35 protein-coding genes, 1 tRNA gene and 1 pseudogene are annotated in these 26,979 nt (G+C 55.6%); 30 read left to right on the forward strand and 7 right to left on the reverse strand.

Annotated features, from left to right (window positions below):
- Positions 1–26: 26 nt before the first annotated feature.
- On the reverse strand, positions 27–1,574 hold the full coding sequence (locus tag ACLI4M_RS12750; RefSeq protein ID WP_413449718.1) for an RNA-directed DNA polymerase: 1,548 nt from the start codon (positions 1,572–1,574) through the stop codon (positions 27–29).
- 434 nt (positions 1,575–2,008) lie between these two features.
- Between ACLI4M_RS12750 and ACLI4M_RS12755 the strand changes: the two genes are divergently transcribed.
- From ACLI4M_RS12755 to ACLI4M_RS12765, 3 genes are all read left to right on the forward strand, one after another.
- Positions 2,009–2,263, forward strand: a complete 255-nt coding sequence (locus tag ACLI4M_RS12755) for a type II toxin-antitoxin system HicA family toxin (protein WP_029519675.1) — start codon at positions 2,009–2,011, stop codon at positions 2,261–2,263.
- Positions 2,260–2,601, forward strand: a complete 342-nt coding sequence (locus ACLI4M_RS12760; protein ID WP_133624771.1) for a type II toxin-antitoxin system HicB family antitoxin — start codon at positions 2,260–2,262, stop codon at positions 2,599–2,601. The genes ACLI4M_RS12755 and ACLI4M_RS12760 overlap by 4 nt, the downstream gene beginning before the upstream one ends.
- A 131-nt stretch (positions 2,602–2,732) precedes the next feature.
- Positions 2,733–3,623 carry a HEPN domain-containing protein gene (locus ACLI4M_RS12765; RefSeq protein WP_133624769.1) on the forward strand — a complete coding sequence of 297 codons (891 nt, stop codon included), beginning with the start codon at positions 2,733–2,735 and terminating at the stop codon, positions 3,621–3,623.
- A gap of 39 nt (positions 3,624–3,662) precedes the next feature.
- Here ACLI4M_RS12765 and ACLI4M_RS12770 read toward each other — a convergent pair whose 3' ends face one another.
- Together ACLI4M_RS12770 and ACLI4M_RS12775 are read right to left on the reverse strand one after the other, a co-directional pair.
- Positions 3,663–4,688 carry a phage portal protein gene (locus ACLI4M_RS12770; RefSeq protein WP_133624767.1) on the reverse strand — a complete coding sequence of 342 codons (1,026 nt, stop codon included), beginning with the start codon at positions 4,686–4,688 and terminating at the stop codon, positions 3,663–3,665.
- A complete protein-coding gene (locus ACLI4M_RS12775) occupies positions 4,688–6,451 on the reverse strand; it encodes a terminase ATPase subunit family protein (RefSeq protein ID WP_133624765.1) in 1,764 nt (587 codons plus the stop codon). The genes ACLI4M_RS12770 and ACLI4M_RS12775 overlap by 1 nt, the downstream gene beginning before the upstream one ends.
- A 144-nt stretch (positions 6,452–6,595) precedes the next feature.
- On the opposite strand from ACLI4M_RS12775, the gene ACLI4M_RS12780 reads away from it, so the two are divergent.
- The 11 genes and pseudogenes from ACLI4M_RS12780 to ACLI4M_RS12830 all read left to right on the forward strand — a co-directional run bounded on the left by ACLI4M_RS12780 (position 6,596) and on the right by ACLI4M_RS12830 (position 12,185).
- Positions 6,596–7,438 carry a GPO family capsid scaffolding protein gene (locus tag ACLI4M_RS12780; RefSeq protein ID WP_133624763.1) on the forward strand — a complete coding sequence of 281 codons (843 nt, stop codon included), beginning with the start codon at positions 6,596–6,598 and terminating at the stop codon, positions 7,436–7,438.
- A gap of 53 nt (positions 7,439–7,491) precedes the next feature.
- Positions 7,492–8,595: a phage major capsid protein, P2 family gene (locus ACLI4M_RS12785; protein ID WP_133624761.1), complete on the forward strand. Its 1,104-nt coding sequence runs from the start codon at positions 7,492–7,494 to the stop codon at positions 8,593–8,595.
- A gap of 3 nt (positions 8,596–8,598) precedes the next feature.
- Positions 8,599–9,267, forward strand: a complete 669-nt coding sequence (locus ACLI4M_RS12790; protein ID WP_133624759.1) for a terminase endonuclease subunit — start codon at positions 8,599–8,601, stop codon at positions 9,265–9,267.
- A gap of 90 nt (positions 9,268–9,357) precedes the next feature.
- Positions 9,358–9,825, forward strand: a complete 468-nt coding sequence (locus ACLI4M_RS12795; RefSeq protein WP_133624757.1) for a head completion/stabilization protein — start codon at positions 9,358–9,360, stop codon at positions 9,823–9,825.
- Complete coding sequence (locus tag ACLI4M_RS12800; protein WP_133624755.1) at positions 9,825–10,031, forward strand: tail protein X; 207 nt, start codon at positions 9,825–9,827, stop codon at positions 10,029–10,031. Before ACLI4M_RS12795 ends, ACLI4M_RS12800 begins: the two co-directional genes overlap by 1 nt.
- A 2-nt stretch (positions 10,032–10,033) precedes the next feature.
- Entirely contained in the window at positions 10,034–10,258 is a 225-nt protein-coding gene (locus ACLI4M_RS12805; protein ID WP_133624753.1) for a hypothetical protein, read from the forward strand.
- Positions 10,242–10,751: a glycoside hydrolase family protein gene (locus ACLI4M_RS12810; RefSeq protein WP_133624751.1), complete on the forward strand. Its 510-nt coding sequence runs from the start codon at positions 10,242–10,244 to the stop codon at positions 10,749–10,751. The genes ACLI4M_RS12805 and ACLI4M_RS12810 overlap by 17 nt, the downstream gene beginning before the upstream one ends.
- Positions 10,748–11,098, forward strand: a pseudogene (locus ACLI4M_RS12815) (Rz-like lysis system protein LysB); the annotation flags it as partial. The gene ACLI4M_RS12810 and the pseudogene ACLI4M_RS12815, both read left to right, overlap by 4 nt.
- Positions 11,019–11,339, forward strand: a complete 321-nt coding sequence (lysC, locus tag ACLI4M_RS12820) for an Rz1-like lysis system protein LysC (RefSeq protein WP_338506617.1) — start codon at positions 11,019–11,021, stop codon at positions 11,337–11,339. The pseudogene ACLI4M_RS12815 and the gene lysC, both read left to right, overlap by 80 nt.
- Positions 11,272–11,739, forward strand: a complete 468-nt coding sequence (locus tag ACLI4M_RS12825; RefSeq protein WP_133624747.1) for a phage tail protein — start codon at positions 11,272–11,274, stop codon at positions 11,737–11,739. The genes lysC and ACLI4M_RS12825 overlap by 68 nt, the downstream gene beginning before the upstream one ends.
- Positions 11,736–12,185, forward strand: coding sequence for a phage virion morphogenesis protein (locus ACLI4M_RS12830; protein ID WP_133624745.1), 450 nt, complete (start codon positions 11,736–11,738; stop codon positions 12,183–12,185). The genes ACLI4M_RS12825 and ACLI4M_RS12830 overlap by 4 nt, the downstream gene beginning before the upstream one ends.
- Here the strand turns inward: ACLI4M_RS12830 and ACLI4M_RS12835 are convergent.
- A complete protein-coding gene (locus tag ACLI4M_RS12835; protein WP_133624743.1) occupies positions 12,142–12,843 on the reverse strand; it encodes a hypothetical protein in 702 nt (233 codons plus the stop codon). The genes ACLI4M_RS12830 and ACLI4M_RS12835 overlap by 44 nt on opposite strands.
- 138 nt (positions 12,844–12,981) lie before the next feature.
- Between ACLI4M_RS12835 and ACLI4M_RS12840 the strand changes: the two genes are divergently transcribed.
- From ACLI4M_RS12840 to ACLI4M_RS12910, 15 genes are all read left to right on the forward strand, one after another.
- On the forward strand, positions 12,982–13,617 hold the full coding sequence (locus tag ACLI4M_RS12840) for a phage baseplate assembly protein V (RefSeq protein ID WP_133624741.1): 636 nt from the start codon (positions 12,982–12,984) through the stop codon (positions 13,615–13,617).
- Complete coding sequence (locus ACLI4M_RS12845; RefSeq protein WP_133624739.1) at positions 13,614–13,964, forward strand: GPW/gp25 family protein; 351 nt, start codon at positions 13,614–13,616, stop codon at positions 13,962–13,964. The genes ACLI4M_RS12840 and ACLI4M_RS12845 overlap by 4 nt, the downstream gene beginning before the upstream one ends.
- Positions 13,965–13,968: 4 nt before the next feature.
- The gene (locus ACLI4M_RS12850) at positions 13,969–14,877 is read left to right on the forward strand and encodes a baseplate assembly protein (RefSeq protein ID WP_133624737.1); all 909 of its coding nucleotides are present in this window, start codon (positions 13,969–13,971) and stop codon (positions 14,875–14,877) included.
- Entirely contained in the window at positions 14,870–15,397 is a 528-nt protein-coding gene (locus ACLI4M_RS12855) for a phage tail protein I (protein ID WP_133624735.1), read from the forward strand. The genes ACLI4M_RS12850 and ACLI4M_RS12855 overlap by 8 nt, the downstream gene beginning before the upstream one ends.
- Before the next feature lie 2 nt (positions 15,398–15,399).
- Positions 15,400–17,052 carry a phage tail protein gene (locus ACLI4M_RS12860; protein ID WP_413449719.1) on the forward strand — a complete coding sequence of 551 codons (1,653 nt, stop codon included), beginning with the start codon at positions 15,400–15,402 and terminating at the stop codon, positions 17,050–17,052.
- Positions 17,036–17,338: a gp53-like domain-containing protein gene (locus ACLI4M_RS12865; protein ID WP_413449720.1), complete on the forward strand. Its 303-nt coding sequence runs from the start codon at positions 17,036–17,038 to the stop codon at positions 17,336–17,338. Before ACLI4M_RS12860 ends, ACLI4M_RS12865 begins: the two co-directional genes overlap by 17 nt.
- 1 nt (position 17,339) lies before the next feature.
- Positions 17,340–17,759 carry a tail fiber assembly protein gene (locus tag ACLI4M_RS12870; RefSeq protein WP_133624733.1) on the forward strand — a complete coding sequence of 140 codons (420 nt, stop codon included), beginning with the start codon at positions 17,340–17,342 and terminating at the stop codon, positions 17,757–17,759.
- Positions 17,760–17,864: 105 nt separating this feature from the next.
- Complete coding sequence (locus tag ACLI4M_RS12875; RefSeq protein ID WP_133624731.1) at positions 17,865–19,034, forward strand: phage tail sheath protein; 1,170 nt, start codon at positions 17,865–17,867, stop codon at positions 19,032–19,034.
- Between the two features lie 12 nt (positions 19,035–19,046).
- Positions 19,047–19,556, forward strand: a complete 510-nt coding sequence (locus ACLI4M_RS12880; protein ID WP_133624729.1) for a phage major tail tube protein — start codon at positions 19,047–19,049, stop codon at positions 19,554–19,556.
- 57 nt (positions 19,557–19,613) lie between these two features.
- Positions 19,614–19,892, forward strand: a complete 279-nt coding sequence (locus ACLI4M_RS12885; RefSeq protein WP_133624727.1) for a phage tail assembly protein — start codon at positions 19,614–19,616, stop codon at positions 19,890–19,892.
- A gap of 32 nt (positions 19,893–19,924) precedes the next feature.
- On the forward strand, positions 19,925–20,047 hold the full coding sequence (locus tag ACLI4M_RS12890) for a GpE family phage tail protein (protein WP_133624725.1): 123 nt from the start codon (positions 19,925–19,927) through the stop codon (positions 20,045–20,047).
- Positions 20,040–22,496, forward strand: coding sequence for a phage tail tape measure protein (locus ACLI4M_RS12895; RefSeq protein WP_133624723.1), 2,457 nt, complete (start codon positions 20,040–20,042; stop codon positions 22,494–22,496). The genes ACLI4M_RS12890 and ACLI4M_RS12895 overlap by 8 nt, the downstream gene beginning before the upstream one ends.
- Before the next feature lie 3 nt (positions 22,497–22,499).
- Positions 22,500–23,027, forward strand: a complete 528-nt coding sequence (locus ACLI4M_RS12900) for a phage tail protein (RefSeq protein ID WP_062818453.1) — start codon at positions 22,500–22,502, stop codon at positions 23,025–23,027.
- Positions 23,024–24,190 carry a phage late control D family protein gene (locus tag ACLI4M_RS12905; protein WP_208864896.1) on the forward strand — a complete coding sequence of 389 codons (1,167 nt, stop codon included), beginning with the start codon at positions 23,024–23,026 and terminating at the stop codon, positions 24,188–24,190. The genes ACLI4M_RS12900 and ACLI4M_RS12905 overlap by 4 nt, the downstream gene beginning before the upstream one ends.
- Before the next feature lie 65 nt (positions 24,191–24,255).
- Positions 24,256–24,474, forward strand: coding sequence for an ogr/Delta-like zinc finger family protein (locus tag ACLI4M_RS12910; protein WP_133624721.1), 219 nt, complete (start codon positions 24,256–24,258; stop codon positions 24,472–24,474).
- 163 nt (positions 24,475–24,637) lie between these two features.
- On the opposite strand, the gene ACLI4M_RS12915 is transcribed toward ACLI4M_RS12910, so the two are convergent.
- Positions 24,638–24,714, reverse strand: a tRNA-Ile gene (locus ACLI4M_RS12915).
- Between the two features lie 139 nt (positions 24,715–24,853).
- Entirely contained in the window at positions 24,854–25,645 is a 792-nt protein-coding gene (locus ACLI4M_RS12920; protein WP_133624719.1) for an SDR family NAD(P)-dependent oxidoreductase, read from the reverse strand.
- 152 nt (positions 25,646–25,797) lie between these two features.
- Here ACLI4M_RS12920 and ACLI4M_RS12925 point away from each other — a divergent pair, with 152 nt between their 5' ends.
- A complete protein-coding gene (locus ACLI4M_RS12925) occupies positions 25,798–26,379 on the forward strand; it encodes a TetR/AcrR family transcriptional regulator (RefSeq protein WP_133624717.1) in 582 nt (193 codons plus the stop codon).
- Here the strand turns inward: ACLI4M_RS12925 and ACLI4M_RS12930 are convergent.
- Entirely contained in the window at positions 26,376–26,930 is a 555-nt protein-coding gene (locus ACLI4M_RS12930; protein WP_133624715.1) for a histidine phosphatase family protein, read from the reverse strand. The genes ACLI4M_RS12925 and ACLI4M_RS12930 overlap by 4 nt on opposite strands.
- Between the last annotated feature and the right edge of the window lie 49 nt (positions 26,931–26,979).

A 26,979-nucleotide genomic window follows, 5' to 3' on the forward strand; every position in this document is an offset into this window, starting at 1 on the left:
TTGTGTAGTCAACATGGCTTTCATAGTTAAGCGCTGTGTTCTTTGTCGAATAAATCGACTTCTTCAGGTGTTATATCATTATCCATTTCTTCGAATGCATCTGCATCCACTATTCTTGTTTTCTTTAGTAAAGATAGGATTTTTTCTTTATTTCTATTTGTTGCTTTACCAGGAATCCAGTCAACATCCCATAGACCATCTATAGAAAATGTTTTCTCTTTCTTAAGTTCATCATTGATACGAATGCACAAGGCCGACTTATAAGAGCCATCCCAATCTAAATTAATCTTGCCTTGGACTCTCTGAAACCAAATGTCAAGCATTTCTGTGTTAGGCTGTTTCCCGAGTTTGTCATGAAGTTTTTCGAGTTTGGTAAACTTGGGTAGAGTGTCGTCAGCATAAAGAAAGCTGAGTAGTTTTGAAAAAATAGCGGTGCCTACAGGATACGTCGTAGGATTTTTAGCCATGATGCTTGAGATGATGCCAAGCATAGCCTCCAGTTGATGGCCGGTATTCGATATTTTATTTATTTTAAACAACCTTTTGAGTAAATCATTCAGATATCTGACTGTAGTTTTTGAATTTGGATGTTCTAAAGAGAATAAATATATAACATAAAGCATTTTTTGAAATGAATTATGTCTTTCCTCTTTTATGTAGTCTTTTTTTGCTGATTTCAATGAGTGGAAAACAATATCCTCATGTAAATCTGTTTTTTTTGAGTTTAGATCCAAGCCAAAATCACCTAAAACACCAACTAAACATTTAGAGATTTTGTCTAAATCATCTTTGCTATTTGAAAATATCCGGTAGTCATCGCGGTAACGTACGACTCTATAGTTGACGATATTGTGCTTGTCAGTTTCTTTTCTTAATTGTAAGTCAATTTCACCTAGGATAAGCTCTGCAAATGTATCCATTAAAGTGCTGCCTAATGGTATGCCGTTTGTCTGATTGCTCATCATCATTTGAATGTGGCTGTCAATTAATCTTCCGGGATTGTCATTGTTGTTTTTCTTTTTGGCTTCTTCTTTTGATATGAAGACCCACTCAAAGCTATGTGTGTAGATTGAAGGGTAAAAGTTTGAAATGTCTGTGCTGAACATAAACTCATATTCAAGGGCAAGTGCTAGGCTTTTTTGTTCAAAATCCTCCCACCAACTCATTACAGATGCGGCAATATTTGAAGTGTTACCTTTTCTAACGGGTATGCTAGAGCATAAAAAAAGCTCATTTGATTCAAATGATTTAAATTTTTCTTTTATCTGTTTCCAGTTTTTTGGAGTGGTGATTTTTCTACAGAAGTAAACATAATAAAGAGGGTTGATTAGCGTTATCCGCCGCCAGCTGTAGAGGCCGTCTTTACTAACCAAAACCTCATAATTTATTTCTTTACCCATGAGTGATTTTGGATCGGGAGAATAGCTAATTTCTTCATTATCAATGGCTGAGTTTATGTTGTTTAATAACTTTGAAAAATCAATGTAGCTTGGTAACTCTAATGTCGTGTAGGAATCATGGCGAAGAAAATATGATAGCGCGGCCTTGCTGGTTAATTCATGTACTTTTCTCATGCAAACATGCTCTTAAAGTGTGATTTTAATGATTTTCTATCATGGAATTGATGGTATTGCGAGATGTGTAGGGGAGTGCATGTTACTGCATCTTTTTGCATGTGCTTCTGATGATGATTTTTGCAGTGTAGCACCAATGCAGTTGCGGTTTTGGTGACACAATGCAACTGCATGAAAAGCGCCCTATAAAGCGGGCAGGCGTGGCGGGGATAGCATTGCGCGCTGAGGGTACAAACATGTATGCCGTAACGTGCGCCAGCGCCTCGCTGTGCGGTTCTCTGATTCCGTATTATCCCGAGGCGCTTGTAACAAACCATCGCCTTAGAAACGCTTTCATGCACGCATGTTGTATATGATCATACTCGCTATTTTGACACCATTATGCGACACCAAAAAACGCTTGATGTGGTGTCACTTTTTGATACTATGGGCTCATGAACAAACGACACCAGAAAACGCTGTCAGATGTCTTTGCCCGGCCGGTTAGCGGTTCGATAAAGTGGAGTGATATTGAATCTCTTTTTATCGCTCTCGGTGCGGAGGTTCACGAAAGGGAAGGTTCAAGGATTGCGGTGCTGCTGAAAGGGCAAAAGAAAATTTTTCACAGGCCGCATCCCAGACCAACCACTGACAAGGGGGCGGTTAACTCCATTCGGGTATGGCTCGATAGCTTAGGAATTAGACCATGATCAACACACTTAAAATCGACGGCCATCTGGCCGTCATCACCTTTGACCCTGAGATCGAAATGTTTCGCGGGGAATTTATCGGCCTGAACGGCGGAGCTGACTTCTACGCTTACAGCGTCGAAGAGCTGAAAAAAGAGGGTTCAACCTCACTGGCGGTTTTTATCGACGAATGCCGTAAGGATGACATTGAACCTTATAAGACATTCAGCGGTAAGGTAACTACCCGCCTGACGCCAGAACGACATCAGGCTCTAGCCGTGACAGCTCAGGCACATGGCGTTTCTATTAATGAATTGCTCAATGAAGGCGTCGAACTGGTAATAGAAAAGCATTCTTAACTGTAAGATATGGCACCAAAACGGCTACTACAGTTTTTTCCAGTGATAACCTAAGATTAGGTAAGTAAATATATTAGATTAATAGTTTATAGTTACTGACCTTCATTGGTTACTATATATAAGGGAATGGTATGGATGGTGAGTTTTCAAAGCGCGGTCTCTATTTTGGTATGTCTGGGTTTAATACTGGTGAGTCTGTTCTATCATTTGGAGAAGGTATTGAGTTAAGGCCAACTTATGCTCATATAGTTACAGAACACATTTTAGCTTATGAGGAGCCTCAACGTCCGGGCGGGTTTTATCCCAAAACATGGCATGCTACGAGCCACAATCGCGGAGTGGATATACTCGCTGAACTATTCATACCTACTGAATATAATCATGAGAAATTTAATTCTGAAGAAATTGGCGAAATAATAGCATCATTGTTTAAGTTATATATTAATCCTCAGGTGGATTTGAGAGTAAAGAGTAGTAAGCCTATATCGAGTTTTAAACAAGTGCAGTCCAAAGGCGGTGAGTTGGCAGCTCAACTTTTGGGGGGTATACCAAAAGCATTTGATTTGGCTCTCAAGTCTGATGAAGATGAAAATACGAGGATTGAATGGGTAAAAGATAACTGGGTTAAAACAACGAATCTACTAAGCTCAAGTAATGAGTTTAAGTTAGCATTTGATACTATTAATAATGTTCAGTATATCCACAATGGTGCCATGGCTCTTGTATCTGTTTGGGGAGCCTTAGAGGCTATATTTTCCCCTCATAAAGCTGAATTAGTTTTCCGAGTGTCATCCAATTTATCGGCATACCTAGAGCCGCGAGGGCCTAAAAGGCTAGAGCTGCAAAAAGAGATTGTTAAACTTTATGGCCTACGATCTGCCGCTGCACACGGTTCCCCTAAGCATCAGGTAGGTGATGTAGTAAGGACTTTATCATTATTAAGAAGGGCTATAATTAAGATGATACATAATGAAGAAGTGCCTGACAGGGAACTGCTTGAGAATTTTCTTTTTGTTTATTAATAAATAATAGCGGCCAGTGATTGACCGCTATTATTTGATTCACACAAGTTTATAAGGTCGGAAATCGATAATTTTTTCTCCCATCCACCCATTAACTTCTTTCATGCGCTCCTGCAGTGGTGTCAGTTCATTGCGAACAAACACCTGAGCCGCTTTAACCACATCCCCAAACCCTCCCGCGTTGTCCGGGATAACACCCATCATCTGTGGTGGAACCCGGTGAGCGGCTAGCAGGTCATCACGGCTGGCCTTTTTGATATTGAAAAAGTCATCTTTGGTGGCGACCTCACTCAGCGGCAGGATCTTAATCCCGTCCGGCTTTCCGTTCGGTGCGTACATGAACAAGTTACGGAAGTTGCCCACGCCTTTGGTGTCGCGCATGGCCTTGCGCATCTGCTCAATATCGCTGCTGCTCTGCGCGGCGTCGGTCATATACAGGATGTAGCCTGCGTGCGCGCCGTTCTGGTAATACTTACGGCGGTAAAGTGTGGCTGCTTCATTCAGCCAGGCTGAGTTGAGCGCGCTCAGATATTCCGGCAGGCCGTAAATCTCTTGGTTCACATCAGGCTCAAGCAGCTGGAACACGCTGCCTGTTTCGAAGCGGTGCGCGTCCTTCCAGTCGTTGATAAACCAGAACGTGTCATCCTCAACGCCGCGCCGGGTATATTTCGCCGGTGAACACTCAACGCGGAACCCCTTCCCTAACGCGTTTTTGCGCAGCTCTGCAAAGCCGTTGCCAAAAGTCAGGTAATCTAGCACGATGCGGCTGAAGTCCTGCGCACTGAGCATTGGGTGCGGGATGTAGGTGGACAGCAGAATGTTGCGCTTAACGTAAATCGGCGAGCTGTGATGAACGGCGGCACGCAGGCTTTTCGCTAGGCCGTGGAAGCTCACCGGCGGCTCGTACCAGCGCCCGTTACTGATGCATTCGGCGTAATCCAGAATATCGCGCTTATCAAGCACTGGGATCGGCTCGCCAAAGCTGAACGCTTCGGCCTGCTGCGCTGCGGGTTTTACTGGCTCTGACTGGTTTTGAAAAGCCTTGCGGCCCCTGCGCTTGCTCATTAGTAAAACTCCATAAAGTTTGGACTCTGACCACCGGCGGCGGCGGTCAGCGGTTCGTTTAACAAGGCGTGCATGATTGCCCAGGCGACGTCAGCATGGCTGGCTTCCTCGCTACGGCTCGCTTCATAGGTCGAGCGGTTGCCGCTGGCGGTCATCGTTTTGCGAATAGCCATGAAAGACTGCGTGATATCGGTATTCCCGGCGTCGTACTCCAGGCGACCACTGGTGATCGTGTCTTTGGCTTTCAGCACCATGGCGGTTTTCACCTCCGGCGAATAACGGATTTCGCGGGCGGCGGGGAAGAACTGGCGGACCAGCTGAAAAACGCCCTGGCCGATGCCGGTGGCGTCAATGCCGATGTACTCGACAGTATATTTTTCGGTTAGCTCTTTGATGGATGCGGCCTGCGCGGCAAAGTCCATGCCGCGCCACTGATGGCGCTCAAGGACGCGGAACTTACCGCCCGGCACCAGCGGCGGCGCGATAACGGCGCAGCCCGCGCTGTCGCCCGTGTGAGACGGGTCGTAGCCAATCCACACCGGGCGATAGTCGAACGGGCGCAGCGCGAACACGTTAAAGTCAGTCCACTCCTCCATGCTGTCGATCATGCAGCCCTGCAGTTCGGCGAACGGGAACACGCTCGCCTCATCGTCAACAAATTCGCACATCAGCAGGTTCTGGTACTCGGACGGGCTGTATTCGAGCGACAGCTGATCCAGGTCGAACAGGTTGCAGCCGCCGGTCAGCGCATCTTCAACGGTCACAATCTGCCGCCACTGGCCGTCAGCGCACAGCGAGCCGTCGGCGAGATGGGTGTGGCTCAGGTCCAGCTCGATGCGGTCGGCGCGGTTGCGTCGGCCCTTGTTGAACAGCTCGCCGGACCAGAATGGATAGGCGCTGTGCGACAGGCTCGACGGTGTGGAGAAATACGTGGTGCGCCATTTCTTGTGTAGCGACATGCCGCTGGCGACTTTGCGCAGCTCCTGGAACTTCGGGATCCAGAAATACTCATCGAGATACAGATTGCCCGTGTAGCTCTGCGCGGTGCGCACGTTGGTACCGAGGAAAATCAGACGCGCCCCGTTTGGCAGCACAATCGGGTCGCCCTTCAGGTCAACATCGACCAGGCGGGCAAAGTCGATAATGTAGTTTTTAAAGACGTGGGCCTGCGCTTTACTGGCCGAGAGAAAGATTTGGTTGCGGCCGGTCACCAGGGCATCGATCAGGGCTTCGCGGGCAAAGTAAAACGTCGCGCCGATCTGGCGTGACTTGAGGATGTTGCGGATGCGGTGCGCCAGCCCGGCTTTGTGCCAGTGCAGCTGGTACTCAAAGCAGCCCTCCATAAACAGCGAGGTCAGCTTTTCTGTGGCCTCTTCGCTGAACTCGTTTTTAGACGCTGGCTGACGCTCGCCCCGGTTGCGGTTGCGCACGTTGGGATTGAGATCGGCCTCGTTGCCGCTGCTGCGGTAGCGCTCGACGCGCGCCAGCCGTTCTATCTGGCGGCCGAGCGCGTCTATCTCCTTGTAATCACCATTCCCCTTAACCTCTTTCATGATGAGCTGGATTAACCGCGCTTCCATGCTGGCCTCAACGCGGCTGATGGGGGCAATGCTTTCCCATTCGTCGCGGAGTTTCCAGCTCTGCACGGTCGGCGTTTTGATGCTGAGCGTTTCCGCTATCTGGCGCACAGAGAAGCCCTGCCAGTAAAGCAGAGCGGCCTGACGGCGCGGATCGCTGATGATGGTGCCGGGTGTCGTATTCATGGCATCAAGGCTACCGGGGCAAAAAATGGCGCGCCCGTTGTCCCTGCTTGCTGATAAGCCAGCAAGCCGGGTTTCGTTGAGTGGTGTGGTGTTCGTGGTGAAACTGGCCGTGACCTGAACCAATCCACTACCGGAGCCTGATTAATGGCAACTAAAGCAAAGCGTTTTCGCATCGCAGTTGAGGGCGCAACAACAGACGGGCGCGTGATTTCCCGCGACTGGATCTCGCAGATGGCGAAAAACTACAGCCCTGTTGTGTACGGTGCGCGCATCAACATGGAACACATTCGCGGCTATGCGGCTGACAGTTCGTTTCGTCGCTTTGGCGATGTGACCGCAGTCGAAGCTGAAGAAATCGCCGACGGCCTGCTAAAAGGCAAGCTCGCGCTGTATGGCTACATCGACCCGACCGACGAACTGATCGCGATGACCAAAGCGCGTCAGAAAATCTATACCTCAATCGAAGTTAACCCTGAATTCGCCGACACCGGCGAGGCGTACCTCGTCGGCTTGGCTGTCACCGATGACCCGGCGAGCCTCGGCACTGAATACCTGAGCTTTAGCGCGACGGCAAAAGCTAATCCGCTGGCGGCTCGCAAGCAGGACAAAAACAACCTGTTTACCGCCGCTGAGGAAACGCTGATCGAATTCTTCGAAGAGGCCGACCCCGGTCCGTCACTGCGTGACCGCATCGCCGCGCTGTTCTCCGCGAAAAAGAAAGCGGATGACGTGCAGAGCGCTGACGTTCACGCCGCCGTGACGCTGGTTGCCGAGCAGCTGACCGCCAGCGAGCAGGAGTCCGCTGAGGCTTTATCCGCGCTTGAGAAAAAAATCTCTGACCGCCTGGATGCGCTGGAGCTGGAAACCACAACCAGGCGCGCCGAGCTGGAGAGCCTGACCAGCACGCTGTCAAAAACCGACGGCAATTTCCACAAGCGCCCACGGGCTGACGGTGGCGACAAGACCAGCGTACAAACCGACTGCTGAAGGTAGGCCCGGCCAGCAGAAAGAAAACCGAATCACTGATTACAGGAATACCCATGCGCCAGACTACCCGCTTTAAATTTAACGCCTATCTGACCCGCCTCGCTGAACTGAACGGCGTGGATACCGGCGATATGGACAAGAAATTCTCCGTTGAGCCTGCGGTGAGCCAGAGCCTGATGACCCGCGTACAGGAGTCGTCCGACTTTCTGACCCGCATCAATATCACCCCGGTTGTCGATATGAAGGGTGAGAAAATCGGGATCGGCGTGTCCGGCTCAATTGCCAGCACAACCGACACCTCCGGCGGTGACGAGCGCGAAACGGCTGACTTCTCCGAGCTGACGCAGGACGGCTACGAGTGCACGCAGACCAACTACGACTTCCATATTCGCTATAACCAGCTCGACCTGTGGGCGCGATATGAAGACTTCCAGACCCGCCTGCGTGACGCGATTATCAAACGCCAGGCGCTGGATCGCATCATGGCCGGTTTCAACGGCATTGCCCGAGCGAAGACCTCCAACCGCACCACCAACCCGCTGCTGCAGGACGTGGCGATCGGCTGGCTGCAGAAATACCGCCTGCATGCTGCCGACCGCGTTCTGAGCAAGGTCGTTGGCGAAGATGGCGCGCTGATTTCCGATAAGGTCCGCGTCGGCAAAGAGGGTGATTACGCCAACCTCGATGCGCTGGTGATGGACGCGACCAATACCATGATCGCGCCGTGGTATCAGGAAGACCCGGAACTGGTCGTTATCTGCGGGCGTCAGCTCCTGGCCGATAAATATTTCCCGCTGGTCAATCAGTCGCAGCCTGCCACCGAACAGCTGGCCGCTGACGTGATTGTCAGCCAGAAGCGAATCGGCAACCTGCCGGCGATCCGCGTGCCGTACTTCCCGGCCAACGCCCTGTTTATTACCCGCCTCGATAACCTGTCGATTTACTGGCAGGAAGGGACGCACCGCCGGATGATTGTTGAAGAGGCTAAACGCGACCGCGTCGAAAATTACGAATCTATCAATGAGGATTTCGTGATCGAAGACTACGCCGCCGGTTGCCTGGTGGAAAACATCGCGCTCGGTGACTTTACGCCGGTTAAAGCCGCTGCAGCCGAGCCGGAAGCGTCAGCACCAGCCGAAACGGAAGCAGGGGAGTAACGCATGTTAAGCCCTGCCCAGCGTCACGTTATGCGCCAGCAGGCCGTCGAAGCATCGCAGCAGGCTGACGGCCCGCTGCGTCATGCCAACGGCTATGAGCGAATGCTCATGAAGCTCAATGAAGATAAGCGCCGTCTGAGCAAGACGCGCTCCAGGGAAAAAAAGGCTGAGTTAAAGCGCGAGATGCTGCCCGGCTATCTGCCGTGGGTGTCTGGCGTGCTGAGCCAGGGAAAAGGCGCACAGGATGCCATCCTGATGACCGTCATGATCTGGCGGCTGGATGCCGGGGATATTCCCGGCGCGCTGGACATTGCCCGCTACGCCCTGCAGTACGGACTGGTGCCGCCCGACAAGTTCAGGCGCAACAGCACGGCTTATCTCCTGGCTGAAGAGGTCGCCGAGGCGGCGACCCGGACATGGACGGCAAAACAGCCGGTCGACATTGACCCGCTGCTGGCAACGCTTGAGCTGACGAAATCCGAAGATATGCCCGATGAGGTGCGCGCCAAGCTGCACAAAATCACCGGCTATGTGCTTCGCGATATGGGCAGGGCTTTGGATGCAATGGAACACCTGAAACGTGCGCTGCAGCTTCACCAGGGCAGCGGCGTTAAAAAGGACATTGAACGGCTGGCAACCGACCTTAAAAAGCAGGCGCTTGCCAGCCGTTAACAGAACGCGCCCCGCGCCGGGCGGCAGGACGGCAATGAGCCTTTCAGGCTTCTGCGCCGCCCTCCACCGCCCACCTATTCAGAGGCAACTATGCAAACGGTAGTCATACCTCAACCGCGACCGGCCGAAAGTGCCGAGCCGCCGATTGTTAATACCTTTTTCTGGCCGGACGTCGATGTTCAGCGGCTGCGCGAAACCCTCCGCTATGAGGGGACGGTGCCAGCTGCACGGCTCCGCCAGGCGGTAAAAACGGCCATCGCGGAAGTGAACGCCGAGCTGTACGAATACCGGGCGGACCAGATGGGGGCGGGCTTTAAGATGCTGGCCGACGTTCCTGCCGACCAGCTCGACGGCGAAAGCGAAAAGCTGACGCACTACTTCGATGCAGTCAGCCACCTGACCGGGGCGGTGATCGTTGAGCGCTACCGGGGCTATGACGCCAGCGGCACCAAAAAGGCCGAGGAAATCAAAGCCAGCGCTGACGAATACTGGCGCGACGCCCGGTTCAGCATCAGCAAAATCGCGGGTAAGCGCCCGTGCATCATCGGGCTGCTGTGATGAACGTTTTAGCGCAACAGGGCGATACCGTCGACGAGATTTGCTATCGCCATTACGGGCGCACGGATCAGGTCGTTGAGCTTGTCTATGCGGCTAATCCCGGCCTGGCCGAGAGCGGGCCGGTACTGCCGCACGGATGCGAGGTTAAGCTGCCCGATTTGCCTGATTCACCGGTCGCAGGTGAAACCGTGAACCTCTGGAGTTAGCAATGGAAAAAAGCAATTCAATCATCACTTACCTGGTCGGGCTGCTCATGATGTGGTTTAGCCGCCACACGGTGCAGGACATTGCCTTTATGGTCGGCGCGTTTGTCGCCGTGGTCACGCTTGTGATCAACGTGGCGAACTTTTTTATCAACTGGCATTACCGGCGCAAAACCTTTGAGCTACAGCGCCGGAACGTGCAGGGGGTGACGCTTGAATCAGATGGCTAAACGCTGTGCCGTGGTGGCTGTACTGGCAATAGCCGCGCTGCTGCCGGAATTCAGCGCGCTGAAAATCTCCGAGGCCGGGCTGAAGCTGATAGCCGATGCGGAAGGTTGCCGCACCACGCCTTACCAGTGCAGCGCAAACGTATGGACCAACGGCATCGGGCATACCGAGGGCGTGACGCCGCAAAGCGTCATCAGCGAGCGGCAGATAGCGGTGAACCTGGTATACGACGTGATGCGCGTGGAACGCGGCATTGATGCCTGCATGCCGGTCGCCATGCCGCCACAGGTCTATGACGCCGTGGTGTCATTTGCTTTCAATGTCGGCGTGCGCGCCGCATGCACGTCAACCCTCGCGGCTTTCGTTAAGCGCAGCGAGTGGGCCAGCGCCTGTCACCAGTTAACCCGCTGGGTATACGTGAGGGGCGTCAAAAACAAAGGTATCGAGAACCGCAGGGCGCGTGAGCTGGCGTGGTGCCTCAAGGGGGCTAAATGATCCGCCTGCTTGCCGCATTTTTTGCCGTGGCATTGGCGGCGCTGGCTTTCACCGGCTGGCAGCTGTCAGAGGCAAAGGGCGATCTGAGCGATACGCAGCGCATCATCGGCACGCTGTCCGCCGGAATTGCGAGTCGAGATAAAGCCATTGCCCGGTTAAATGACGAGGCCCGCGAGGGGCAGAAACGCGAGGCGGCGCTGCGACTGCTGCAGGGCAGGGCCAGCACCGGCGCACTAAACCGGGAACTGCAAATACAGAGGGAAACCGATGCGAACCCATCACTACGCGGCTGGTCTGCTGCTGCTTTGCCTGACGATGTTATCCGGCTGCACAGCCGCCCCGCCTTCGCCAGCGCCAGAGATTATCTGGACTGGCTGTCCGCGCGTGACAAGCTGCCCGTTTCCGGCCAACAACCTGCGAACGCAGGGCGATCTGGCGGCGGATAACCGGCAGTTAGAGGCTGCGCTCGCTTCGTGCGGGCTGCAGGTCGAGATCATCAAAGAATGCCAGGAGCAGCACGATGCTGAAACCCAAACAGTTACGTCAGGCGCTGACAGACAGCGTGCTGCTGCTGCAGCGAAGCCCTGACAGCCTGAATATGTTCATCGATAACGGACGTATTGTGTCGACGCTCGCCAGCTCGCTGTCGTTTGAGTATCAGTATCAGCTGAATCTGGTGATCACCGACTACGGCGACAATCTCGACCTGCTTACCGTACCGCTGCTGGCATGGCTACGGGTCAATCAGCCCGACATTATGGCCAGCGAAGAAAAGCGCCGCACAGGGTTTACGTTTAACGCCGATATCATCAGTGATACGGCGGTAGATATCAGCATTAACCTGCAGCTGACCGAGCGGGTGATCGTTAAAGAGCAGGAGGGCGAACTGCACGTTAACCACGTTGGCGAGCCGCCATTGCCGGAGAATAATTCCCGCCCGTGGCAGCTGTACGTTAAAAATGATCTGGTCAGCGAGTGGCAGCTGTGAATGAACTTGAACCGCTGGAAACAAAGCTCACTACCCTACTCGCTAATCTGTCACCGGCTGCGCGCAAAAAGATGGCAACGGATATTGCGCGAAAGCTGCGTGCCAGCCAGCAACATAACATCAAGCAGCAGCAGGCACCCGACGGCACGCCGTTTAAGCCGCGTAAGGCGCAACCCCTGCGCTGTAAGAAGGGCCGCATCAGGCGCGAGATGTTCGCCAAGCTCCGCACAGCAAAATACATGAAGGCAAAAGGCACCGCCGATGATGCGGTGGTTGAGTTTATCGGGAGCGTACAGCGGATGGCGCGGATACATCATTACGGGCTGCGCGATAGGCCAGCCCGAGGCGGTCAAGATGTGCAGTATGAAACTAGGGCGCTGCTTGGTTTTAATCAAAAAGACTTCAAGATTGTCGAGAACATGATAATTTTTCTTTTAGATACTTAAAATAAAGTTCAATTTTAACGGTAAGCTCATTATCAGCGGGGTCCCTTGCAAGCTTGGACTTAAGGTAAATTTCAATAGGTTCTAAGGAGGATAAAAAATCATTCCTGAATTCATCATCGGTCTCTGATAAATTATCGTATAGGATCTCGGGTTTGAAGTTTTTATTTTCATGCTCTTTAAAACGGTCGTCTCTATCTGGGTTGTGCAGAGTAAGATTATATCGCGTGTGTATAAGCAAGAGTTGCTCATGCTTGAACAGAGCGCCTAGCAAATTTGTTAATTCCTCGCCCCATAGCGCTTGTGCCTCTATCATACTTGTATAGATAGAAGCACGTTGAACACTAACTTTTTCCCAGCGTGACGTGTAAGCTTCTGCTAATCCATAGTGCCTAATTTGGCTTGCGTTCATGGCTTCTTTTTTATCTTCTGGAGGTAAAGGCATTTCGTTAGAGAACATAGCAGGATTTCTTACATTGTTTATTGCATCTCTGTACTTAAAGAGATGAATTAAAATGTCTTTTGCAAGATTGTAGTCTGCCTGCCCATGTAATTGTTTCCTCCACGTTTTTAATCCTTTAACTGCTACTGTGGCACCTGTAATTCCCGTCCCTATCACGACAACATCTTTTATAACGCCAAAAAATTCAGCAAAATTCATATTTCATCCCTTGCTCAAAAAGCCCCTAAACATCGGAATATACTTTAGTAACTATAAGATGTCGTGCCAATTTTTTGCTCATGAACCATCAAGAAGCATCAGATAGTTTCGGCACGTATCATTCTTCATCATCATGATATGAACTCACAAATTCCCGACATTCAGCGCCTGCTGCGCAACCTGATCCGCCTCGGCACCGTGTCCGCCGTCAATCTCGACGACGGCACCTGTCGTGTGGATACCGGAAACAACACCACTGACTGGCTGCACTGGCTGACCGCTCGTGCCGGTAATACACGCGCCTGGAATGCCCCGTCCGTGGGTGAGCAGGTGCTTGTTCTGTGTCTGGGCGGTGAGCTGGATACCGGCTTTGTCCTGCCGGGTATCTATTCTGACGACAACCCCGCCCCGTCTGCGTCCGCTGATGCGCTGCACTGGTCATTCCCTGACGGGGCCGTGATTGTGTATGAACCCGCCACCGGCGCACTCAGTGCGACAGGTATCAAGACCGCCACGATTGAGGCGGCTGATTCCATCAGTGCGAAAACAAAAGTTGTCGTGGTCAACGCCAGCGAAAAAATCACCCTCGACAGCCCGCTGGTCGAGTGCACCCAAAAGCTCAAAGCGGCGACGTTTGAGCTTACCGGCGGCGGCTCCATGAAAGGCAATATTACCCACAGCGGCGGCAGCCTCACATCCAATGGTGTTGTGTCACACAGCCACACACACGGCGGTATTGAGCGCGGCGGCAGCAGTACGGACGGGCCAAAATGACAACGGCTAAATACAGCGGTATGAACCGCGATACGGGCGCGCAGGCGGCTGATATCGAACATATCCGGCAGAGCGTGCGCGACATTCTCACCACGCCGGTGGGTTCCCGCGTCATGCGGCGCACCTATGGCTCGCTGCTGTCCGCGCTGATTGACCAGCCCAACAACAACGCGCTGCGTCTGCAAATTATGTCGGCCTGCTACATGGCGATCCTGCAGTGGGAGCCGCGGGTAAAGCTGACCGCTATTGACTACACTCCGGATTTCAACGGCGGGATGGTCGTGGAGATCACAGGTGAACGCACCGACTCGCTGCAAAACTTTTCCCTTACCGTTCCCGTGAGCTAACCCTATGGCAACTATTGACCTGAGCCAGCTGCCCGCGCCTGACGTGGTGGAAACGCTGGATTACGAAACCCTTTTGGTCGAGCGCAAAGCCACCCTGATTTCGCTGTACCCGGCAGATCAGCAGGAGGCGGTCGCCCGCACCCTGTCGCTGGAGTCGGAACCCATCGTTAAGCTGCTGCAGGAGAATGCCTATCGTGAGGTCATTCTGCGCCAGCGTATTAATGAGGCGGCAGAGGCCAATATGGTCGCCTGGGCAAACGGCGCGGACCTTGACCAGCTCGGCGCGAATAACGGCGTCGTGCGTCTAACGCTGACGGCAGCAGATGACAGCGCGATCCCGCCCGTCGCCGCCGTGATGGAAAGTGATGATGATTTCCGCCTGCGCGTGGCCTCGGCGTTTGAGGGGTTGAGCGTGGCCGGTCCGACCGGGGCATATGAATTCCACGCCAAAAGCGCCGACGGGCGCGTATCAGACGCCACGGCGATCAGCCCGTCGCCCGCCTGCGTCACCGTCACCGTGCTTTCACGCGAGGCTGACGGCGTGGCCGCTGCTGACCTGCTGGCCGTGGTGGATGCCGCGCTGAATGATGAGAACGTACGCCCGGTGGCCGACCGCTTAACCGTCCAGTCAGCTGCGATCGTCAACTACAGCGTAGATGCCGTGCTGTACATCTATCCGGGGCCGGAAGCCGAGCCGGTACGCGCTGCAGCCGAGGCTAAACTGCAGGCGTTTGTCAGTGCGCAGCGCCGCCTCGGGCGCGATATCCGTCAGTCTGCTTTGTATGCCGCGCTACACGTTGAGGGCGTGCAGCGGGTGCAGCTGAACGAACCGGCGCAGGATGTGGTACTGGATAAAACCCAGGCCGGTTACTGCACCGGCTATACCATCACGGTCGGGGGTTCCGATGAGTGATCGCTTGCTGCCTTCCGGTTCTTCCGTGCTTGAGGTGGCAGCAGCCGAGGCCTGCGCTGCGATTGAGAAAACCCCCGTACCGCTGCGCAGGCTGTGGAACCCGGCGACCTGCCCGGTGGAGCTGCTGCCCTATCTCGCATGGGCGTGGTCGGTTGACCGTTGGGATACCAGCTGGAGTGAGGCGACCAAGCGCAGCGTGGTGGCGTCATCTGCGGCCCTGCACCGCCACAAGGGTACTCTCGGCGCAGTGCGTCGGGTTGTGGAGCCGCTGGGCTACCTGATTACCGTCACTGAATGGTGGCAGACCGGCGACGCGCCGGGCACGTTCAGGCTTGAGATTGGCGTGCTTGAATCGGGCATTGACGAAAAGATGTATCTCGAAATGGAGCGCATGATTGCTGATGCGAGGCCCGTCAGTCGTCACCTTATCGGACTTACTATCACGCAGGATATTCAGGGCATGATTTATATCGGCGCTGCGCAGTATGACGCAGAAACCACCACCATCTATCCGGGTTAATTATGGCGCAAAAATTCCAGTCAATCGTCACCCTGACCGGGCAGGCGCGTATCGCCGCTGCTGTTCAGGGAGGCGGTAAAACAGACATTATCACTATGGTTGTGGGGGACGGAAACGGCGCACCCACTGTTCCGGCCGCTTCACAGACACACCTCGTTAATGAGGTCTGGCGGGTTAAGCTCAACTCGCTGAAGGTGGACGCCAAAAATAAGAACTGGCTGATCGCCGAGGCTATCGCGCCCGCCAGCGTCGGGGGTTTCTGGATGCGTGAGCTGGGCTTGCTGGCCTCTGATGGCTCACTGATGGCCGTGTGTAACATGGCGGAAACCTATAAGCCGACGCTTGAGCAGGGATCGGGCCGTACCCAGACGCTGCGCATGGTGCTGAGCGTGACGGATACCAGTGCCGTCACGCTGCTGATTGATGACAGCATTTCGCTGGCGACCGAGGAGTATGTTAATGACCGCCTGGCAGAGCACGAGCAGTCGCGTAATCATCCCGATGCGACGCTGAGCGAGAGGGGCTTCGCCATCCTCAGCAGTACTATCAGTGAAGATGAAACCCGCGCCGCCACGCCTAAAGCAGTAAAGGCCGCTAACGATAATGCCAATGGCCGCGTGCCTGCCTCACGCAAAGTAAACGGGCTGGCCCTGACGTCGGATATCAACCTCGGGGCGGCGAGCGTCGGGGCGTACACCAAAGCCGAGACTGATGCGCAGATCGCTGTGGCAAAGGCTGCTGCGGATAGCGCCAACGCCAACGCTAACGGGCGCGTACCGTCCTCACGCAAGGTAAACGGGCTGGCGCTCACGGCAGATATTGCCCTCGGGGCGGCGAATGTCGGGGCGTACACCAAAGCTGAGACGGATACACAGGTAGCTGTGGCTAAAAATGCCGCGGATAACGCCAACGCCAACGCTAACGGCCGTGTACCATCTTCACGCAAAGTAAACGGGCTGGCCCTGACGGCAGATATCGATATTTCAGCGGCTGACGTGAAAGCACTGGCAATAACAACGGTGAGAGCGGGGATCAATCCCTCTGCGGGTAATGTGGGTGATGCTAATGAATTACCTTCAAACGCGGCCAGTTTCGTTTACAGCAATGCGGAAAATGCACCGAGCTTTACAGGTTCCTTGCTCGACTTCTCAGGCCTTGGAAATGGTTACAATACTCAAATTGTCACAGCGTATGCCGGTGCAGGGGAAAGGATTGGTTTTCGTACACGTAACGGTGACAAAAAAACGTGGAATCCCTGGTACGAGCTATACCATAACGGTAAAGAGGTCCAGACGACTATTCCCAGCAATTTTCGAATTGCATACGGTGGCTATGGTGTTTTCTGGCGCAATGATGGTGCGCGCCATTATCTGATGCTCACAAACAAAGATAATGAATACGGCAGTTTCAATGATCTGCGCCCGTTTTATGTCGATGTCGCAACAGGAAAATGCCAGTTTGGGCACGATGTGGGCTTTTCCGGGAACATTTACGGGAGCGGAGTTATCCAGCCGGGGAGTTACTCCAACTTCGACGCACGCTATTACACAAAAAGCCAGGCAGACGCAGCTTACATGGTGAAAACAGCCGCTTATACAAAAGCTGAGGTTGATACCCGTTCTGAATACAAAAGGGGCGTTGAATACAGCGTCTAAAGCCGTCAATGGTTGGTGGAAGTGCGGAAGCACCGGCGTGATTATCCAGTGGGGGCAAATCCCGGCAGCGAGTGGTGAAAGGGTTGTTGCCGTCACATTCCCCGTGGCTTTTCCGAATGCTGTTTGCAGCATGAGCGGGATCATCGCCAACCCGTCAGAGAATGTAGAACTGGATGCTTTCCTTGAGTACACAAATCTGAATAACCGGGCAAGCGTGAGACTCATGCTTGGGAACACGACTGGCGGCTGGTCTATGGGCGGCTGCTGGATGGCAATAGGATATTAATATGTATTTTTACAGCGCAAAAAATAACGCTTTTTATCCTGATGTACTGCGGGATGAATACGAACAGGCGGGAAGCTGGCCGGATGACCTAATGGAAATCACCGATGACCTTTATGACGCGCTATTTGCCGGGCAGTCAGATGGCAAGGTCATCACGCCTGGGGATGATGGACGTCCAGTGCTGACGGACCCGCCACCGCCTACAAATGAACAATTGGTAGCGCAGGCAAATTCCCGCATTAAATCGTTAATGGCCCAGGCAACTACGGCTATCGCGCCGTTACAGGATGCTGAAGATCTCGGAATACAGACTGAAAGCGAAGCCGCCATGTTGAAAGCCTGGAAAACTTACCGCGTCCTGCTTAGCCGCGTTACACCTGATGATGAAATGACAAATTGGCCTGAAATGCCCAAAGTTTAACAGTAGCTGCCACAATGCTTGCTGGTTGAAGAGCAAGCCGCAACAGCATGCATCCCCCCGCATGAGCTGACAATCTGAGCGCACCTTTTATTTGGAGTGCTACAGATGGCAGATTATCACCATGGTGTCCGTGTCGTCGAAATCAACGACGGCACGCGCACTATCTCCACCGTTTCCACCGCGATTGTCGGCATGGTCTGCACCGCAGAAGACGCCGACGCCGCGACCTTTCCGCTTAACACCCCGGTCCTGCTGACAAACGTACAGGGCGCAATCGCTAAAGCTGGCAAAAAAGGCACCCTGGCGGCTTCGCTGCAGGCCATTGCCGACCAGTCAAAGCCCGTCACCGTAGTTGTGCGCGTGGCCGAGGGCGCGACGGAAGCCGAGACGATTTCAAACATCATCGGCACCACCGACGAAAACGGCCAGTACACCGGCATGAAAGCGCTGCTCAGCGCGCAGACGCAGCTCGACGTTAAGCCGCGCATTCTCGGCGTGCCGGGCCTCGACTCGCTGGAGGTGGCGACGGCGCTTGCCAGCGTCTGTCAGCAGCTGCGCGCATTTGGCTACGTGTCCGCGCACGGCTGCAAAACCATCTCAGAGGCGATGCTTTATCGCGAGAGCTTCAGCCAGCGCGAGCTGATGGTTATCTGGCCCGACTTCATCGCCTGGAACACCACGGCTAACCAGTCAGAGACGGCCTACGCTACCGCCCGCGCCCTCGGCCTGCGCGCCAAAATCGACAACGACACCGGCTGGCATAAAACCCTGTCAAACGTAGGCGTCAACGGCGTGACCGGGATTTCCGCGTCGGTGTTCTGGGATCTGCAGCAGGTCGGGACCGATGCCGACCTGCTGAATCAGGCGTGCGTCACCACGCTGATCCGCAAAGACGGTTTCCGCTTCTGGGGCAACCGCACCTGCAGCGACGATCCGCTGTTCGCCTTTGAGAACTACACGCGCACCGCGCAGGTGCTGGCCGATACCATGGCCGAGGCGCACATGTGGGCCAACGACAAGCCGCTGACGCCGGTGCTGGTGAAGGACATTATCTCCGGCATTAACGCGAAGTTTCGCGAGCTTGTCAGCGCCGGTTATCTGCTGGGCGCGACCGCCTGGTATGACGACAACGCGAACGATAAAGACAGCCTGAAAGCGGGCAAGCTCTTTATTGATTACGACTATACCCCCGTGCCGCCGCTGGAAGATTTAACCCTGCGTCAGCGCATCACCGACAGCTATCTGGCGAATTTCGCCGCGTCCGTTAACAGCTAAGGAGCCGGATAAATGGCACTACCTCGCAAACTGAAGGGGATGAACCTCTTCAATGATTCCAACAGCTATCAGGGCGTCGTCACCGCCGTCACGCTGCCTAAGCTGTCGCGCAAGCTGGACGCCTATCGCGGCGGCGGCATGAACGGCGCGGGCTTCATCGATAACGGCCTGGACGATGACGCGCTCGACATGGAATGGACCATCGGCGGCGTTGACGATCTGGTGCTGTCACAGTGGGGCGGCAGCGCTGTACCGCTGCGCTTTACCGGCTCCTACCAGCGCGACGATACCGAGGAGGAGATTGCGGTCGAGATCGAGGTGCGCGGTCGTCATCAGGCGTTTGACTTTGGCGAAGCCAAGCAGGGTGAAGACACCGAAACCAAAATCACCACCAAAAACACCTATTTCAAAATCACCTGGAACGGTAAGGAGCTGATCGAGATCGACACCGTGAACATGGTTGAAAAGGTGAACGGCGTTGATCGCCTTGAGCAGCGCCGCAAAAACCTCGGCCTGCTGTAATCCTGACGCCAGCGCCCGGCGCTGGCCCTTACCCCTTCTGAGCAGAGATAAATAAAAATGGAACAGAAAGAAAACGTTGTTGTGCTGGTCTCGCCCGTTAAGCGCGGTGAAACAGAGATCTGCCAGGTGGAGCTGATTAAGCCTAACGCCGGTGCGCTTCGCGGCGTGCGCCTGTCGGACCTTGCCGGGTCGGACGTGGACGCGCTACTGACCGTGCTGCCGCGCATTTCGCAGCCCGCGCTGACTAAGGCTGAATGCCTGAATCTGGCACCGGAAGACCTGATTTCGATGGCCGGGACGGTGATCGGTTTTTTGTCGCCGAAATCGGACGAGTAGACTGGCCCGAAAAGCTGACAGTCAATGACCTGATGGCCGACATTGCCACCATTTTTCACTGGCCCCCTTCTGAAATGTACGTCATGCCGCTGGCCGAGTTGCTCGGCTGGCGGCATAAGGCCATGATCCGCAGCGGAGTAAACCCCGATGAGTAACAACCTCAAGCTGCAGGTGATGCTGAAAGCCGTTGATCAGGCGTCCCGCCCTTTTAAAGCCATCCAGGCCGAAACCAAACAGCTCTCCGGCAGCATCCGCGAAACCCAGGCCAACATTAAAGCGCTGGATGCGCAGGCGGCGAAGATTGACGGATTCCGCAAGACCAGCAGCCAGCTGGCCGTCACGCAGCAGTCGCTGAAAAGCGCGAAGGAAGAAGCCGCCGCGCTGGCACTGCAGTTTCGCAACACCGAGCGTCCTACCACGCAGCAGGCCAGGGCGCTGGAGAATGCGCGCAAGGCTGCGTCCGAACTGCAGACCAAAAGCAACGCCCTGCGCCTGTCTGTGCAGCAGCAGCGTGAAGCGCTCAATGCCGCAGGTATCTCCACCAAAACCCTGAGCAGCGAGCAGCAGCGCCTGAAGGCCAGTTCGGCGCAGGCCACCGTCAGCCTGAGCAGGCAAAAACAGGAGCTGCAGCGCCTGAGCCAGAAACAGGAGCAGCTAAACCGGGTGAGCGAGCGTTACCGCAAAGGGCAGGAGCTGTCATCGAAGGTACGCAACGGCGGCGCTGCAGCGCTGGGTGCGGCAACGGTCGGCACGATGGCCGGGGTAGCAATGCTGCGACCGGGCTATGACTTCGCGCTGGCTAATTCCACCCTTCAGGCGACGCTCGGCCTCGATAAGAACTCCGCCGAGTTCCAGTCGCTGCGCACGCAGTCGCGCAGCATCGGGGATAACACGGCGGCATCCGCCCACGATGCGGCGCAGGCGCAGATCATCATCGCCAAGGGTGGCGGCAGCGTGGACGATATCAAGGCGGCAACGCCGGTCACGCTCAACATGGCGCTGGCGAATAACCGCACGATGGAAGAAAGCGCCGCGCTGCTGATGAGCACCAAAAACGCCTTTGGCCTGGCTAACGATCAGGTGGCGCACATCGGCGACGTCATCAGCTCGACGATGAACAAAACCGCCGCTGACTTTGACGGCCTGAGCGATGCGCTGACCTACATCGCACCGGTGGCGAAAAATGCGGGCGTCAGCATCGAGCAGACCACCGCCATGATCGGGGCGCTGGCACAGAACGGCACTAAGGGAAGCATGGCTGGGACGGGCGTGCGCGCCATGCTGCTGCGCGTGCAGGCGCCGACCGGCGCAGCCTTTAAGGCGATCAAAGAGCTGGGCGTGAAAACCTCGGACAGCAAGGGCAACATGCGTCCATTCTTCACCGTGCTGAAGGAGATGCAGCAGTCGTTTGAAAAGAACCGACTCGGCTCCGCGCAGCAGGCTGAATACCTGAAAACCATCTTTGGCGAAGAGGCAGCATCGTCGGCGGTGACGCTGATGAAAGCGGCCTCAAGCGGCATGTTGGACGACCTGACCAAAACCTTTAAAGGCTCCGACGGCAGCACCGAAAGGCTGGTGAAGGTACAGCAGGACAATCTCGGCGGCGACTTCAAGGAGTTCCAGTCCGCTTGGGAGGCGGTCGGTACTGACCTGTTCGATGGGCTGGACAGCTCGCTGCGATCCCTGACGCAGAGCGCCACGAAATTCCTGCTGACCGTCGACGGATGGATTAAAAAAAATCCAGAACTGGCGGGCGGGCTGGCAAAAGCCGCCGTTGCCGGGACGGTTATCCTTGGCGTGCTGGGGGCGGTCGGGCTGGCGTCGTGGCCGGTTGTGTCGGGTATCAATGCCATACTCGGTGGGGCTGGAAAGCTCCGCGTTGCTTTTGCGGTGGCGGGTGAGGCTATCACCGCCGCGCTCGGGGCGGTCACCCTGCCGGTGGCGCTAATTGGTATTGCCATCGTCGCTGGTGCGCTGCTAATCCGTAAATACTGGGAGCCTATCAAGGCATTTATTGTCGGTGCTGCCGAAGGGTTTACCGCCGCAATGGGGCCGATCACGGACGCCTTTGCCCCGCTTAAGCCCGTGTTTGACTGGCTGGGCGATAAACTCGGCTGGGTATGGGACAAGTTCAAAGGGTTGATTGAGCCGGTGAAGTCCACGCAGGCCGAGCTGAAAGCGGCCGGAGATATGGGTAAGCAGTTTGGTGAACTGCTCGCGGCGGGCATTAAGTTTGTGCTGTCGCCATTAACCGAGCTGCAGAACGGGATTGACTGGGTGCTAAAAAAGCTCGGCGTTATCGACGACAAGTCGAAATCCCTCAAGGATAAAATCCCTCACCCCGACGACCACCCAGGGGGCGATGTGGGGTTTGTTTATCCCGGTATGCAGTACAACATGGCGAGCGCGGGCAACTATCGCCCCGTAACCGCGCCAGCCGCAGGCGGCTACACCGACAACAGCCAGAACCACAGTACCTATGAGATCAACATGCACCCGGGCATGAGTAAAGACGATGCGCTGGCGCTGATAGCACAGGACAGGGAGCGCCAGGCACGCGCCAGGCGGGCGCAGCAGCAGAGCAAAATGGGATGGGAGGATTAAACCATGATGATGATTTACGGGCTGATCCCGTTTATGCGCCAGACGCTGCCGTATAGCGAAATGCAGCAGAACGTTGATTATCGCTGGCCCACTAACAGCCGCATCGGACAGCGCGCCTCGGCGCAGTTTATCGGGCCGGGCGATGACAAGATCACGCTGTCGGGTGAGCTGCGCCCGGAAATCACCGGCGGCGCAATTTCCATGCTGACCATGAAGCTGCTGGCCGACGAGGGGCGCGCCTGGCCGCTTATCGGCGGCAACGGGACGATTTACGGGATGTACGTCATTGAAAACTACTCGTCGACCAGCAGTGAATTTTATTCCGACGGCAGCGCCAGAAAAATCATGTTTTCCCTGAGCCTGCTGCGCGTCGATGAAACCCTGACCTCAATGTTTGGCGACATGAAAAAACAGGCTGACGGGCTGATGACCGGGGTAGGTAACCTGCCGGGACAAATCACCTCGGCAATGGACGGCATCAGGACGGCGGCGGGCGGCGTGCTGGGTTCCGTGGGAGGGCTGATCGGATGACCGTGATTAACAGCCTGGCGATGCCTGCCGGGACGGTGCGAACCCCTGATTTCATGATCAGGGTTAACTCGGAGAACGTGACGGCCAATATCAGCCCGCGCCTGATATCGCTGACGATGACGGATAACCGCGGTTTTGAGGCGGACCAGCTCGACATCGAGCTGGATGACTCCGACGGGCAGCTGGCGATGCCGGTGCGCGGCGCGGTGATCTCTCTGTTTCTCGGCTGGAAGGGCCAGCCGCTGACGGGCAAAGGGGATTTCACCGTTGATGAAGTGGAGCATCACGGCGCGCCGGATACCATGACGATCAGGGCGCGCAGTGCGGATTTTCGCGGCACGCTGAACTCCCGGCGCGAAGTGTCCTATCACGACACCACGCTGGGCGCGGTGATCAAACAGGTGGCCGAGCGCAACAAGCTGCAGCCGATGATCGCCGAGGCATTTGCGTCAGTGCCGGTCACGCACATCGACCAGACTCAGGAAACCGACGCCGCATTCCTGACGCGTATTGCCACGCTTAACGGCGCGGTGGCCGCCATCAAGGCCGGGCGGCTGCTGTTTATCAAGCCGGGAGGCGGCGTTACCGCTGCAGGAAAGCCGATCCCACAGATGACTATCACCCGTCAGGACGGCGACCGGCACAGCTTCAGCATTGCTGACCGTGGGGCTTACACCGGGGTGACGGCCAGCTGGCTGCACACAAAGGAGCCGAAGCCGAAAAAGGTTAAGGTACAGCGAAAGCCCAAAGAGCGGCACCTGCGCGCACTGGAACACCCGGCGGCGAAGAAACGCAAAGCGGCGGCAGCGAAAACGCCCGAGGCAAAAGAGGGGGATTATCTGGCCGGCAGTGAGGATAACCTGTTTGCGATCACCACGGTCTACGCCACGAAAGCCGCCGCTATGCGGGCGGCACAGGCGAAGTGGAACAAGCTGCAGCGCGGCGTTGCCGAATTCTCGCTGACGCTGGCAATGGGGCGAGCCGACCTGTTCCCCGAGACGCCAGTGCAGGTCAGCGGCTTTAAGGCGGTGATCGATGCGCAGCCGTGGGTTATCAGCAAGGTTACTCACAGTCTTAGCGGCAGCGGCTATACCACAGCGCTGGAGTTTGAAGTGTTGTTGTCGGGGGTTGAATACGTAGCATCAGAAAATAACGAATCGTGAATTAAATTGCTCGTTTTGTGATTTTGGTGTATTTAAAGTTATGCGCTCAACGAAGGAACACCAAAATGATGCATTGCCCGATTTGCCTTACCGCCGCCCATGCCAAAAGTAGCCGCTACCTTTCGAAAGAAACGAAAGAGCGCTATCACCAGTGCCAAAATATAAACTGCAGCTGTACATTCAAAACTCATGAGTCGATAGCGGCAGTGATTGTTACGCCGGGCGCTGTTAATAAAGTCCCCCTGCACACCCACCACGGAAGTCAGCCATCTTTACTTCACTAGGCCCGCGAAAGCGGGTTTTTTTTTGAAATTAAAAAGGCAGCAGCGCATGCAATAGTACGAGCACATGAAAAACCTGCTGCCATTTTGCTGCCAATGGTGGCTTAAGAACAAAAAAGCCACCCGGTTAAAGGTGGCTTAATTATATGATTCTAAAGCTAAAATCTGGTGGCCCCAGCTGGACTTGAACCAGCGACCAAGCGATTATGAGTCGCGTGCTCTAACCAACTGAGCTATGGGGCCTGAGGCGCAGGATTATAATGTAACTGCGCGGCCCGATCCAGCGCTTAACCGTTGTCTGCTGCAATTCCAGGCAAATTTATTTTGGCCGGAACTGGTTGAATCATAACCGTTATCTGCCGCAGCCCGCGCCGCGCAGGCGCTAACGGTAGCGTGACGCTGACCGATCGCGTGATAAATCGGGGATCAGCGCCGCACGACTTGCCTCGTAGGCCTGCCATTTCTCAATGTTTTCCAGTGACGCAATCGTCACGCTCTCGCCAAGGTCGAGTCCCGCCAGCGCGGCATCAACCAGCGTATCAACCTCCATAATCATCTGCGGCGGCACCTCGTCCAGTGATTTGCCGGAGCGCTCGAAAATTTCGGTGCGCGTTATGCCCGGCAGCACCGCCTGCACGCGCACGCCGTGCGCACTCAGCGACGCTTCCAGCGAACGGCTGAAGGTCAGCACAAATGATTTACTGGCGTTATACGCGCCGTTGAACATCTCATGCACCAGCGCCAGCACCGAAGCCACGTTGATCAGCGTACCGTGGCCGCGAGCTTTAAATGCATTCCCTGCGGCGTGCGCAAGGCGGGTGGGGGCGAGGATATTCAGCGCAATCATCGTCTCTACCCTGTCGATATCGTTATCGAGGAAGTCGCCATCCACGCTCATTCCGGCATTATTCACCAGCAGGCTGATGCTGGCGTCGCTGCGCAGGCGCTGCTCAACGCGGGCAAGCTCCTGCTTATTGGTCAGGTCCGCCGCCAGCACTTCGCTGCTGATGCCGTACTTGTCGGCCAGCTGCTGCGCCAGCTTCTCTAACCGCTGCTGGTCACGCGCCACCAGCAGGACGTTATAGCCGCGTGCCGCCAGGCGCTCGGCATAGACCGCGCCAATACCGCTCGACGCACCCGTAATCACTGCCGTACCCAAAGTTGCCGTTGTCATGGTTATTCCTCTATATGATGGTCATCATGTTTGCACTGAGCTAATATGACGGTCATCATATATACTGTCAATACGTCACCCGCATTGAATATGACGATCATAATAATTACTCTGATAGCCCTGGCCTGTGGGCACTCATTCAGGAAGCCGTTATGTCAGAAGCAATCAGTCACAAAGAACGTACCCGCCAGCGCATTCTCGATGAGGCGGCGGCGATCATGCGCGTGGTCGGCACCGAGGGGATCGGCGTAGCGGCGCTGATGAAGCGCGTTGGGCTGACCCACGGCGGCTTCTATGCGCACTTTAGCTCGCGTGACGATCTGGTGGCGCAGGTGGTCGGGCAGATGTTCGATCAGACCCACGCGCGCGCGCGCAGCGAAATAAGCGACGGCAGCGTCGCGCAGCAGCTGGCACAGCTGATTGACCTCTACCTGTCGCCCGAGGCGCGTAATGCACCGGAGTGCAGCTGCCCGCTGCCGTCACTGAGCGGTGAAGCTTCGCGCCTGCCGCCGGAGGCACGTCAGCGCTTTGACCAGGGGATTCAGGCGATGCATGCTTTGCTGGTGCAGTGGCTGAGTGCGCTGGGGCATGAAGAAGCACGAATGCTGGCGAGTTCGGTGCAGGCGGAGATGATCGGCGCGATGGCGCTGGCGCGCGCGATACCGGATGAAGCCCGTGCCGGGAGTGCGCTGCAGGCGTCGCGCACCGCGCTTAAGCAGCGTATCGGGATTTAAATCAGCGGCGGGTGGTAGATGGCACTGCTCCAGTGGCGGCTGCTGGCGTGTTTCTCCCCCAGCCAGCCGAGCTTGCGCAGCTGGCGCGCAATCAGTTTGTTCATGATGCCGTGGCCGACCAGCAGCACATCGCCGTGCCGGGATAGCGCAATCAGCTGCAGGGCGGCACGCGCCGCGCGCTGGTTTGCCTCGGCGTATGACTCCACCTCCCCCTTGTAGCCAAACAGCCATATTGCGCGCAGCAGCGGCAGCCACAGCAGCGGCGGCAGAGCAGGAAACGCCAGCGGCATCACCGGCATCGCCACCTCACGATATAACGCATCGACCTGCTGCGCCGGTCTGCCCAGCTTCGCCAGCGACGAGCGCGCGCGCGGCAGCGGGCTGGTGACGATCACCTGCGCCCGCGCCGCCAGCCGCAGGCTGCGCTCCGGCGGATGGTCGCAGATCTCAGCCAGATCGTAAGCTTCGCACCACTGCGCCATCGCCAGCGCCGAGCGGCGGCCGGGGAGGTGGTGGTCGGGTTTACCGTGGCGCATCAGGGTTATGGTCATCGCATCTCGCCTGCATAATTCCGTTCGTCAGCTTAACGACACTCCTGCA

It is taken from the genome of Erwinia sp. LJJL01 (assembly GCF_047300805.2).
Classification (GTDB): Bacteria; Pseudomonadota; Gammaproteobacteria; order Enterobacterales; family Enterobacteriaceae; genus Erwinia; species Erwinia aphidicola.